The sequence below is a fragment of the Streptomyces sp. NRRL S-337 genome, from assembly GCF_000720175.1.
Taxonomy (GTDB): Bacteria; Actinomycetota; Actinomycetes; order Streptomycetales; family Streptomycetaceae; genus Streptomyces; species Streptomyces siderophoricus.
Window position 1 is genome coordinate 1 of the sequence record NZ_JOIX01000205.1, and the last position, 270, is coordinate 270.

Genomic DNA, 270 nt, shown 5'->3' on the forward strand with positions numbered 1-270 from the left:
CCGGTGAAGTTCCCGTCACCGCTGTACGTCGCCGTGACATTGCTGGTCCCGACCGGAATGGCACTCGTGCTGACACTCGCCGTACCGCCCACGAGCGTCCCGGTCAGCGTCGGACCACCGGAAACGACGAACGTGACCGTACCGGTCGGCGTACCCGCACCCGGCGACACCGGCGCAACCGTGGCCGTCAAGGTCACCGACTCACCGAACACCGACGGGTCCGGAGACGTCGTGACCGACGTGGTCGTCGACGCCTGCGTCACCGTCTGC

The 270-nt window shown here is 68.1% G+C and carries 1 protein-coding gene; it reads right to left on the reverse strand.

Features of this window, described 5'->3' with window-relative positions:
• The coding region (locus tag IG62_RS49980) for an Ig-like domain-containing protein (protein WP_324604673.1) at window positions 1-263 on the reverse strand (263 nt) is incomplete at its 3' end.
• Window positions 264-270: the final 7 nt, after the last annotated feature.